Below are 11,331 nucleotides of genomic sequence, written 5' to 3'. Positions count from 1 at the left end.
TGGGCGTTTGAAGGTTGAGAAGTCGATTTCCGCGCTTACGGCTGAGGCAGGAAGTGAGGCGCGGGCGTGAAAGCGCGGAAATGGAGCTTTCGCTGAGGAGTGACTATGAATAAGCTCGGAAAACGCGCATTTTTCATTCTAACGTAATCTTGCTTAAATAAATTGTCCGCCACTCACAATTCATAAAACCGCTTGCAGCTCCGCGACGTTACCTTAGATAGAAAATTTAAGGAGGAGTAATTGAGCATGGGTAATTTTAAAAAAGTATTCGTATCTTCCCTAGTGTTACTGGGTCTTATGGCGGGAGTGACGGCTCTATCAGCAGCTGCGGCTGAGCCTCTGAAGGTCAAATCCGAAACGGATATAGCAGGGGATCTGGGTATCCTCCAAGGGGAGGGCAATGGGCTGACGGCTGAATACTTAAACAAGCCAACCACTAGGCTGCAAGCCGCGGTGATGTCCCTAAGATTAAAAGGTTTGGAAGCCGAAGCTTTAGCTTACACCGGTACTACTAGCTTTAAGGATGCTAGCAGCGTTTCTAAAGAAAACCAAGCGATTCTAGGTTATTTGAAAGCGAACCCGAGCCTTGGCTGGCAAGGAACCGGCGACGATAAATTTGAACCGCTATCAGGAATTACTGCGCAGCAGTATTATAAGGTTCTGTTGGAATCGCTAGGGTACACGCAAGGTACGGATTTCGATTACGCGAACGTATTTACTTTTGCCTCGAAAAATGGCTTATCCAAGATTGCTAATGTGAAGCAATTCAAAAACTTACATATCGCTACAGCAACTATCGAAGCTTTGAAGGTGCCTATCAAAGGTACTGTGAAAACACTAGGCGCCGATTTAACGGATAAAGGTAAAATCAGTGCGACGAAGCTCGATGTGCTGAAGAACGAAGAACTCAGCTTGAAGCAAAGCGATACGTTGGGTAGTTATCTGACGGACTCCAAAGGCATGACGCTTTATTATTTTACTAAAGATGCGGCGGATGTGAACTCATGTGTGGGCCAATGTTTGGCCAACTGGCCGATTTTTAACGGCAATAACTTTACGGTTCCCGCGGAGTTTAGCGCAGCAGATTTCAAAGTGTTCGTGCGTGCTGACGGCAAAGAACAACTGACCTACAAGGGCTGGCCTTTATACTACTTCGTTAAGGATCAAAAAGCCGGAGATACCACAGGAGATAACGTTGGTAAGGTCTGGTTCGTTATTAAACCCTCGAACGGCGGCGTGGCGCTAGGCACTAAAGCCGATCTAGGCAACTATTTGACAGATGCGAATGGCATGGCGCTTTACTACTATGATAAAGACACGAAAGGTGTCAGCAATTGCTCCGGCAAATGCTTGGAGAAGTGGCCATTATTCTACGCACCTAATATTGCGCCTCCAACGGGAGTCAATTCAGCAGATTTCGGCACTCTCATTCGTGCAGATGGCAAAATGCAAACGACATACAAAGGCTTCCCTCTGTATTATTGGGTAGATGATAAGAAAATGGGAGACACGTTAGGCCAGGATGTTGGTAAAGTCTGGTATGTGATTGATCCCGCCAAATTCAGTGGCACCAAAGCTGCGAACACCTCTGTTAAAACAAGTAAATCCGACGCTCTTGGCACGTATTTGGTAGATCAGAACGGCATGGCTTTGTACTTGTTTACAAAAGATAAAGCGGACCCTAACTCCTGCGTAGGTCAATGTTTGGTTAACTGGCCGATCTTCTATGATGCGAGCCTTACGGTTTCCTCGGATCTATCTAGCAGCGATTTCGGTACCCTTACTCGAAACGATGGCACGAAACAAAGCACATATAAAGGCTGGCCGCTTTACTACTGGATCAAAGATCACAACCCTGGCGATACTACTGGGCAAAATGTAGGAAAAGTCTGGTTCGTCCTCGATCCAGCTCAAACTACAGCAAGATAACAGCCTCAGTCGATTCTGCAAGTTTATGGCGCTCCAACATGCTGGTAAATGCAGCTGAGTTGGAGCGCTCTTTTTTCTATAAAGCTATTGCCAAGTTGTCTAGCTGGCGATAAGGTAGAAAGATAATAAACTTCATTTCGACTCGGGGTGTACCGAATTATGCGAAATCGAACAGATGGTGAGCTCATGAAGCTGGTGATGGCTAAGCATCATCCTGCCTTAGAAGAGCTTTACGATCGCTATGCGAAGCTGGTATATTCATTTGCGCTGAAATCCATGAAGGAAGAGCAAGCGGCCAGAGAAATTGTTCAGCTTGTTTTCACACGTCTTTGGACCACTGAAAAAGGCTATGACGCAAGCAAAGGTGCATTCGTCAACTGGGTGATTACGGTTACCCGTAATATCACCATTGATTGCTTACGCAAGAAGCGCAGACTTGATCAAGTGATCCAATTTGAGCCCAGAGAGTGGGAGCATACGCTTATTTCGAGTGATCCTGATCCAGAATCGGTCATGTCACGTAAATGGATAGGAGAGCAAATTCAAGAGGCATATGTTCATTTGTCGGATAGCCAAATTCAATTGATTGACATGATGTACTGGCAGGGCTATTCTCTAAGCGAAATAGCGACTCAAACGAATGAGCCGCTTGGTACGATAAAAAGCCGTTTGCATCAAGGGTTGAAAATACTTCGGAAGCATCTGACATCACTGAGGGAGGGATGACGTAATGAAAGAACAGGAGACTGTGGAATGCAGTTATCTTGTCAATTATTTGACAGGCGACTGTACGGAGTGGGAACGCGCTGCTTTCGAACGGCATCTGCGAACTTGTGTCACATGCCGGGAAGAATTAAGCGAGCTGCAGGAGGTCTGGCAGGCGCTTCCTTTTGAGATGGAGGAAGTAGAAGTACCCTCGGATTTGAAGCAACAGGTCATGCAATCTATTAAACCGACTCAACTGAAGGCGATCAAGAAAAAGAAGAAACGTTCGTTCAAATGGGTGTATGGCGGAGCTGCTGCCATTATCTTAGGCCTTGTTGTAGGCGCATGGTGGAATAATCAACAACCCAAAAACTTTTCAGCCACCCCTTCCTTAAATCAACCTGCAGAAATCGTGCATACGTTTCAATTGAAATCCGTTGAAAGTACGATGCCAACAGCCTCTGGTACGGCTTGGGTGCTGCAAAATGGCGATGTCCACAACGTGGTCATTAATCTGCAAGGTCTCAAGGAAACCCAAGGGGATTGGGCGTATCAAGTTTGGTATAACCGAAGCGGGAAGCGATACAATTGCGGGACGCTCCGTGTAGACGAGAAGGGCACTGGTGTGCTGACATACAGCATCCCTGTGAAGGTGAAGGATTTCCAAATTGACTCCTTTGGCGTTACGTTAGAACCGGATCCGAATGGTTTGCAGCCGCGCGGGAAGAAGATTCTGGGCACTTCGTAGTTCATATTACGAATAGGTTACGGTTAGACTACTAGTTGTGTTTGATCAGAGGTCTGAGCATGTTTAGAGAGGACGGATCGATTTGAACGTAAAAGGTATTCATCATGTAACTGCGATGACAGGGGATGCAGCAGCAAATTTCCAGTTCTACACTGAGGTGCTTGGCATGCGGCTGGTCAAGAAAACCGTCAATCAAGATGATACAACGGCTTATCATTTGTTTTATGGGGATGAAAAGGGGAATCCGGGAACCGAGCTCACCTTCTTTGATTTTCCCGGGGCCCAACCTAATGTTGCAGGGGTAAGCAGTATTTCAGGTACTTCCCTTCGTGTAGCGAATGACGAAGCGCTTTCGTATTGGATAAACCGTTTCAAGGAACATGGTGTTAAGCACTCCCCTGTGGAGGATTTTGCGGGGCGAAAGGTCATTTTTTTCGAAGATCCGGAAGGTCAGCAGCTAGCCATTGTTTCCGATGAAAATAATACAGGTGTTAAAGGCGGGATGCCGTGGGAGAAAAGCTCGGTTCCCGTCTCGTACGGCATCACCGGACTAGGCCCTGTAAAGCTTACCGTACGAAAACCTGAATCCACACTGGCTGCGCTTCGTTTGCTAGGCTTCACAGAGAAAGAACGTATTCCGGCGCTGGCTGAAGGACAAGAAGATATAATCGTCATGCAAGTAGGCGAAGGCGGGTCAGGGGCTGAAGTTCATGTCGAGCCGCGCGGCGATCTCCATGTATCAAGTCAAGGCAGCGGCGGCGTTCATCACGTTGCTTTCCGTATTGAAGACAAGGAAGAACTGTTAGCCTGGGTGGAAATCCTTAACAAAGCCGGGTTGCCTAATTCAGGCTTCGTAGAACGATTTTATTTCCGGTCTTTGTACTTCCGCGAGCCGAATGGCATCCTGTTTGAACTAGCTACGGATGGTCCGGGCTTTGCTACGGATGAACCCCTTGAAACCCTAGGCGAATCGCTTTCTCTCCCGCCATTCTTAGAGAACCAGCGTGTGTCCATTGAAGCAAACTTGAAGTCGCTGCATACGAAACGTTGATACCATTAACGAACATTCTGCTCTGTGATGAAGCTCACGGATTAGAGATGTTCGTTTTTATTTTAAGATGGAGGTAAATCGGTTATCATGGATACATACATAAATAGCTTGAAATGATGAAGGGATAGATGCCAAATGACGACAGGGGATAAAATCAAACTAACCTCTTACTCCACAAAAGGTGGATGCGGATGCAAAATCGGTCCGGGAGATCTTTCTCAAGTGATAAAATCTTTGCCGCCTACAGTTGCCAATCCCAATCTTCTTGTTGGGATAGATACCAGCGATGATGCAGGGGTGTATAAATTAAGTGAAGAGCTGGCGCTCGTTCAAACCGTAGATTTCTTCACACCGATCGTGGATGATCCCTATTCATTCGGGCAAGTGGCTGCAGCGAATGCCATCAGTGATATTTATGCGATGGGCGGTAAGCCATTAACGGCATTAAACATTGTGGCTTTTCCGATTAAAACGCTGGACAAGCAGGTGCTTGCCGATATTTTGCGTGGCGCTGGCGATAAAATGCAGGAAGCAGGAATTACACTAGTGGGTGGTCACTCCATTGATGATAACGAGCCGAAGTTTGGACTAGCTGTCACAGGATTGGTGCACCCCGGGAAGATCCGTACCAATGCAGGAGCTAAGCCCGGTGATAAATTAATCTTAACGAAGCCGATTGGCGTAGGTATACTGACAACTTCGATCAAAAAGGATCGACTGAATGAGGAAGAAATTCAGCGAGTCACGCAGGTGATGGCAACGCTGAATAAGACGGCGGCGGAAACAATGGAGCCTTATAACGTTCATGCCTGCACAGATGTGACGGGCTTTGGTTTAATGGGACATTCTCTGGAAATGGCCAAAGGCAGCGGCGTGGGTATTCGCATTACTGAGCAAGATGTACCTGTATTGCCGCGAGTGCGAGAGCTTGCCGAAGAAGGATTCGTTCCTGGTGGTACCAAGAACAACTTCGCTCATGTCCAGGAATCGATCACTTTTGGGGAATCGTTGGATCAAATTAGCCAATGGATTTTGTGCGACGCGGTCACCTCAGGCGGTCTCCTCATCTCGGTAGAAGGGGAGCAGGCAGATGAATTACTTAGCAAACTGAAGGATGCCGGAGTAGAAGCGAGCTTGATTGGCGAAATCACGGCAGAACATCCCGGACGCATTGTTGTAAGTTAAAGGAGCGAGAATCCATTGTTTCAAGACATCACCATCGAAGAATTACTAACCCTGCAAAATAAAAAAGAGATCGTTCCGATCGATGTCCGTTCTTCATCTGAATTTGAAGATGGCACGTTCCCCGGCAGTTTGAATATTCCCATATTTGAGGATGCAGAGCGTGCTGAGATAGGTACCCTATATAAGCAAGTAAGCGTGCAAGCAGCTAAGGATAGAGGGCTGGAGATCGTTTCTGCGAAGCTGCCCGCTTTTGTGAAGACTTTCGAGCAAATTAAGGAACCAAAGGTCGTTTTCTGCTGGCGCGGCGGGATGAGAAGTAAAACTACAGCAACCGTGTTGTCGCTGATGGGTATTCGAGTTTACCGGTTGACCGGAGGTATTCGGGCCTATCGGAAGTGGGTTGTAAGTACACTTGAGCAGCTTGGAGATTTTAAGCCTCCTGCACACGTTATTCAAGGAAACACGGGAACCGGGAAAACAGCTATTTTGCGCAGTCTACTAGAAGAGGGCTATCCTGTCCTGGATTTTGAAGGGATGGCGGGACATAGAGGCTCCATTTTTGGAGAGATTGGCTTGAAATCGCATAACCAAAAGACATTTGAGTCCCTGCTGGTCGGACAATTGCTGAAGCTTGAATCCGCGCCTTACGTTTTAATGGAGGGTGAAAGCAAGCGAATAGGCAAAGTCGTTCTTCCCGAGTTTATCGTTCGAAAAAAAGAAGCGGCTACGCAGATTTTTATTGAAATGCCAATCGAAGAACGTGTTCAGCATATTATCGAGGATTATAAACCTTTCGAAAATCAATCGGATATTTTACTTGCGTTTAAGCATATTAAAAACCGCATCCATACCCCAATTGCCAAAGAAATTGAGATCAATCTTCAAGAACAGCACTATGAGAATGCCGTTAGGCTGCTTCTGATGCATTACTATGACCCGCGCTATGAGCATGCGATGAAGCAATATGAACAAGACAGAATCGTCATCAAGGCTGGAAATAGGAAGGAAGCTATAGAGGCTGTGAAGAACCATTTATCGGGGTTTTAAAAGGCGGCATCTTTGAATAACCTCGATAGAGGTTTTTTCACATTTGTCTTAAAGTATCATATACATGGTTAGCGGCGGCAGATAGGGGAGTGCTCTTTAATTTAATAATACCAACCTTTCTGGCTGGGATAGGTGTTGTTAACTGAATTTCATACAACGTTTCGTCCAATAGCTCTTGATTGACAAACTCTCTGATTCCGCAAGCTATACCGAAGCCATTTCTAGCAAATTCGATTAGTAAATCAACACTTCCAAGCTCGATCTCTGGCTTCATGGACAAACCTTGCCCTTCAGCAAAATGATCTAAATAGGCGCGGGTGCTGCTCCCTTTCTCAAGCAGGATAATCGGATGCTCAAGTAATTTCTGAAGAGAAATGGGGGTTTCTGCAAGTTGCTTGTAAGCAGCCCCTGTTAAGAAACAGTCGTGAATGACGATACTTTCCTGAATTGAAATTTGAGGGTCAGCAATAGGGAGATTGACGATACCAAGGTCAATTTTCCCCTCTTTTAGTAAAGTAATCGTCTCGGTAGTAGTTCTGTTCGTGACTTGTATCTTTACTTTGGGGAACGACTCGTGAAACTGCTTAAGGTGCGGCAAAAGAAAATGTTTACAAAGCGTATCACCGGCTCCAATTTTCACCTCTCCATGCGTAAGTTGATGCATCTCCGTAATTTTTCTTTCACCATTAAGTATGAAATGATAAGCCTGCTCAATATAGGTAAAAAGCTCGCGACCTTCCGTTGTTAATGTCACTCCTCTAGATGTGCGGAAAAATAATTGCCCACCCAGTTTTGTCTCTAATTGTTTAATCGAATGCGTAATAGCCGGTTGTGTAACAAATAGTTCATCAGCTGCCTTGGATAGACTTCCCGATTTGGCCGTGATATAGAAGACTTGATATAGTTCCATGTTGTGAATCATAGTTCGTTCACTCCCTTGATATCAATTGAATTAATATCTAATATTAGCAATATTAATTTTTTTAATATGAATATTGTCATTATACTTAGTTGTAGGGAGTTATTTCAATGGGAGAGTGATCATAAAATGACGATTACAGCTATTGTAGGAGCGAATTGGGGCGACGAAGGCAAGGGGAAATTAACAGATGTGCTTGCCGTTCATTCCCAGTTTGTAGTCAGGTACCAAGGAGGGAGCAATGCGGGGCATACGATTATTAACGACTATGGCAAATTTGCGCTGCATATGCTTCCCTCTGGAGTCTTCTATCCAGGAACCACGAACGTAATTGGACCCGGTGTTGCCTTAAATATGGGGAAGCTCCAAAGTGAATTTCATGAATTAGTGAAACGAGGCGTGCCTGTACCTAAGTTATGTATTTCAGAACGCGCGCAAGTCGTGCTGCCTTATCACATTCTATTCGATGAGTTGGAGGAGGAACGTTTAGGGGATAGGAAGTTTGGGTCCACCAAGCAAGGGATCTCGCCATTCTATGCGGATAAATATGCGAAGCTTGGCATACAAGTATCCGAATTATTTGATGAAAGTCATCTAAGATCAAAGTTAACTAGGGCATTGGAGTCCAAAAATATACTTCTCACTCATTTATATAAAAAGGCTCCCCTGGATGTCGATCTGCTTGTTGATGAAGTTCAGAAGCAAGCGGCATTTATTCAGCCATTTGTGTGCAATACGACAACATTGCTTCAAGAAGCCTTAACACAAGGACAATCGGTATTAGTAGAGGGACAATTAGGAGCGCTCAGAGATCCAGACCATGGGATTTATCCTTATACAACATCTTCATCGACATTGGCTGGATATGCTGCTGTTGGGGCAGGAGTTCCTCCATATGCCATCAAGAAAGTTGTCGCTGTAACGAAGGCTTATTCAAGCTGTGTCGGCGAAGGTCCATTTGTATCCGAAATTCATGACGAAGCCGCTCATGAGTTACGCACGCGTGGCGGGGATGCGGGAGAATTCGGTGCAACAACCGGCAGGCCAAGGCGCGTAGGGTGGTTCGATGCGGTTGCGACCAAATATGGTTGTCAAATACAAGGAGCAACCGAGGTTGCCCTAACCAATCTAGATGTGCTGGGCTATCTGGAGGAGATTCCAATTTGTAACGCTTATCGAATTCAAAATGTGATTAGCATGGATTTCCCGCATACCCCACAACTACAGCAAGCAGAGCCAGTCTATGAAAAACTGCCAGGCTGGAAGTGTGATATCTCACATATTCGTACGTTTAACGATCTTCCTATTGAAGCTCAAAATTATGTGCTTCACATAGAGAAATTGATTGGTGTACCTATTCGCTGGGTCTCCATTGGGCCAAAACGCGATCAAATTATTGAAAGATAGAGTGTTGATTCTCCCTTTACAAAACTGATGAGCGACTCAATATCACTTTTTGGAGTCGTAGTAGTAGTGAGAGGGCTGAATGAATGAACAGCGCTAAGAAATAACAAAATAACTAGGCCACTAAGCAATTAATCATTGCTCAGCGGTCTAGTTATTATGTTTATCTATTAAATATTTTCTCAAGAGCCTCGCGTTGTGCTAGTGAACATCTCCTTATTGGTTGATTATGAAACTACGTTTAACCATAGGTACAGACCAATTAACGTGATTAACAAAGTTGGGATCGTAAGGATGATGCCTATTTTAAAATAGTACCCCCAGGTGATTTTCACACCTTTTTTGGATAGGACGTGGAGCCATAATAGAGTTGCGAGCGAGCCGATTGGGGTAATTTTAGGCCCTAAATCGGACCCAATGACATTGGCATAGATGAGAGCTTCACGAATGATGCCCTCTGTTTGAGTACCTTTGATCGCTAGCGCATCAATCATAACCGTAGGCATGTTATTCATAACCGAGGAAAGTATAGCGGCGAGGAAGCCCATCCCTATGGTGGCAGCGAACAAGCCTTGTCTTGAAATGGTGTCAATTAGTTCTCCAAGAGCATTGGTTAAGCCAGCGTTCTTTAATCCATAAACAACTACGTACATGCCGATTGAAAAAATCACGACAGCCCATGGCGCATCTTTGATGATTTTTTTGGTCTCAATCACCTTGCTCGATCGGGCAATCAGAATGAAGTTTAGTGCAGCGACCCCGGCTATGATGGAAACAGGAATTTTAATAAACCCACTGATTAGGTAAGCAGCTAATAGGATCCCAAGAATGACCCAAGATAATCGGAATAGCTGAATATCCTTAATCGCATCAGAAGGACGCTTAAGCTGAGTGACATCGTAGTTTTGAGGAATGTCTTTTCTAAAATACAGGAACAGCACAAGCAAACTAGCAGCCAATGAGATTAGACTTGTAATAAACATTCGGCTAGCATAGGTGACAAAATCAATACTGAAAAAGTCAGCCGATACGATGTTCACCAAGTTGCTCACAACGAAAGGAAAGGATGTCGTATCTGCAATAAAACCGCTGGCCATAATGAACGGCAGAATCATTTTATCTGGAAATTTCAAGGCACGAACCATAGCTAGAACAATTGGCGTTAGAATTAGCGCGGCGCCATCATTGGAGAATAGTGCAGCAACAGCGGCACCGAGCAGGATGACATAGACGAACATGACTTTCCCGTTCCCTTTGGCAATACGTGCCATATGAAGGGCAGACCATTCAAAGAATCCAATGTTGTCCAAGATGAGGGAGATCAGAATAATGGCGACAAAAGTCAAAGTCGCATTCCACACAATGCCAGTCACAGTGACAACATCATTCAAAGAAACAACCTGAAAGAGCAGTGCAAGAATGGCACCTGCTGATGCGGACCACCCTATATTCAGCCCTTTAGGCTGCCAAATGACGAAGGTCAGTGTAAGTAAAAAGATGATAACTGCTAAGTAAACCATGTGTTCCTTTTAAACCTCCTAAATAGTAAGCAGCTGCTAGTCGCAGCAATCCAGCTGCTCGTATGACATGTGATCTACCTTCTCTTTTTGAGAAGGCAAATATTGAAATAATACATGCAAATAGGTCTTATCGTCAATGTTTAACGAATAATAGACCCATTGCCCCTTCTTGGCTTCCTTAACCAAGCCGCCGTCCTTCAATTTCCACATATGTAGGCTGACTGGTGTTCATGATTTCCACAATTTCGCACACGCAAAGCTCGTTTCTTTGTCATTTTCTTAATTTCGAATTCACTTTAAATTATCATATAATTACCTAAGTATATAAGGGGGAGTTTGCTTTTTATTGTAAGGAAGAAGGATGATTAGAATATATGATGGGAGAGTTTGCTTTTTATTTTAAAGAAGAAGGATGACTATGATGCTTGTGAGACTTGCTTTTATCGGCGTATTATGAGCGCAAGTTGTACAGTGTCTCTGAAGCCCCCTAATTAGATTGGAGTCATCAATATGCAATAAGGTACAATATTGGTGAGGGGGAATGAGACGTATGAAAAGCAATATCCTATATGATGAGCAACGAATCAAGGTAGCTCAAGAGGCACTTAGTGGAACGAAGTTATCTTATCTTGCACGTAAATATTCAGTGTCTCCTAGCACGATCACGAACTGGGTTAAGTTCTACAAAGAAAGATTTGGTGAGGAATCCCTTCCTTCTGTGAGTGAGCGTATAGAAGATTCTAAACGCCTTCAGGAGTTGGAAACCAAGATGGATACAGCCATTAAGCTGCTTGGAGAAAAGGACCTTGAAATTGAGCTGCTG

The 11,331-nt window shown here is 44.8% G+C and carries 11 protein-coding genes; 8 read left to right on the top strand and 3 right to left on the bottom strand.

Features of this window, described 5'->3' with window-relative positions; genetic code table 11:
* Nucleotides 1-246 precede the first annotated feature (246 nt).
* The 6 genes from G519_RS48355 (at nucleotide 247) to mnmH (ending at nucleotide 6,665) form a co-directional block, all read left to right on the top strand.
* Entirely contained in the window at nucleotides 247-1,929 is a 1,683-nt protein-coding gene (locus G519_RS48355) for a hypothetical protein (RefSeq protein WP_051254206.1), read from the top strand.
* 159 nt (nucleotides 1,930-2,088) lie between these two features.
* On the top strand, nucleotides 2,089-2,655 hold the full coding sequence (locus G519_RS0140520; RefSeq protein WP_029199385.1) for a sigma-70 family RNA polymerase sigma factor: 567 nt from the start codon (nucleotides 2,089-2,091) through the stop codon (nucleotides 2,653-2,655).
* Between the two features lie 4 nt (nucleotides 2,656-2,659).
* Nucleotides 2,660-3,382, top strand: a complete 723-nt coding sequence (locus G519_RS0140515) for an anti-sigma factor (protein WP_029199384.1) — start codon at nucleotides 2,660-2,662, stop codon at nucleotides 3,380-3,382.
* 82 nt (nucleotides 3,383-3,464) lie between these two features.
* Nucleotides 3,465-4,433: a ring-cleaving dioxygenase gene (locus G519_RS0140510; RefSeq protein ID WP_029199383.1), complete on the top strand. Its 969-nt coding sequence runs from the start codon at nucleotides 3,465-3,467 to the stop codon at nucleotides 4,431-4,433.
* A 135-nt stretch (nucleotides 4,434-4,568) separates the two neighbouring features.
* Nucleotides 4,569-5,618, top strand: a complete 1,050-nt coding sequence (gene selD / locus G519_RS0140505; RefSeq protein ID WP_029199382.1) for a selenide, water dikinase SelD — start codon at nucleotides 4,569-4,571, stop codon at nucleotides 5,616-5,618.
* A gap of 15 nt (nucleotides 5,619-5,633) precedes the next feature.
* On the top strand, nucleotides 5,634-6,665 hold the full coding sequence (gene mnmH / locus G519_RS0140500; protein WP_029199381.1) for a tRNA 2-selenouridine(34) synthase MnmH: 1,032 nt from the start codon (nucleotides 5,634-5,636) through the stop codon (nucleotides 6,663-6,665).
* A 37-nt stretch (nucleotides 6,666-6,702) separates the two neighbouring features.
* Here mnmH and G519_RS0140495 read toward each other — a convergent pair whose 3' ends face one another.
* Entirely contained in the window at nucleotides 6,703-7,587 is an 885-nt protein-coding gene (locus G519_RS0140495) for a LysR family transcriptional regulator (RefSeq protein ID WP_029199380.1), read from the bottom strand.
* Between the two features lie 126 nt (nucleotides 7,588-7,713).
* Between G519_RS0140495 and G519_RS0140490 the strand changes: the two genes are divergently transcribed.
* Complete coding sequence (locus G519_RS0140490; RefSeq protein WP_029199379.1) at nucleotides 7,714-8,991, top strand: adenylosuccinate synthase; 1,278 nt, start codon at nucleotides 7,714-7,716, stop codon at nucleotides 8,989-8,991.
* Between the two features lie 224 nt (nucleotides 8,992-9,215).
* Here the strand turns inward: G519_RS0140490 and G519_RS0140485 are convergent, their stop codons facing one another.
* Both G519_RS0140485 and G519_RS51010 read right to left on the bottom strand, forming a co-directional pair.
* Nucleotides 9,216-10,508: an arsenic transporter gene (locus G519_RS0140485; RefSeq protein WP_029199378.1), complete on the bottom strand. Its 1,293-nt coding sequence runs from the start codon at nucleotides 10,506-10,508 to the stop codon at nucleotides 9,216-9,218.
* Nucleotides 10,509-10,544: 36 nt separating this feature from the next.
* On the bottom strand, nucleotides 10,545-10,718 hold the full coding sequence (locus G519_RS51010) for a hypothetical protein (protein WP_244280385.1): 174 nt from the start codon (nucleotides 10,716-10,718) through the stop codon (nucleotides 10,545-10,547).
* A 340-nt stretch (nucleotides 10,719-11,058) separates the two neighbouring features.
* Between G519_RS51010 and G519_RS0140475 the strand changes: the two genes are divergently transcribed.
* Nucleotides 11,059-11,331, top strand: a 273-nt coding sequence (locus G519_RS0140475; protein WP_029199377.1) for a helix-turn-helix domain-containing protein, incomplete at its 3' end; no start/stop codon positions are given.

Origin of the sequence: Paenibacillus alginolyticus DSM 5050 = NBRC 15375, from assembly GCF_000422905.1 — a bacterium.
GTDB lineage: Bacteria > Bacillota > Bacilli > Paenibacillales > NBRC-103111 > Paenibacillus_E > Paenibacillus_E alginolyticus.
This window is presented reverse-complemented; position numbering and strand designations above follow the sequence as displayed.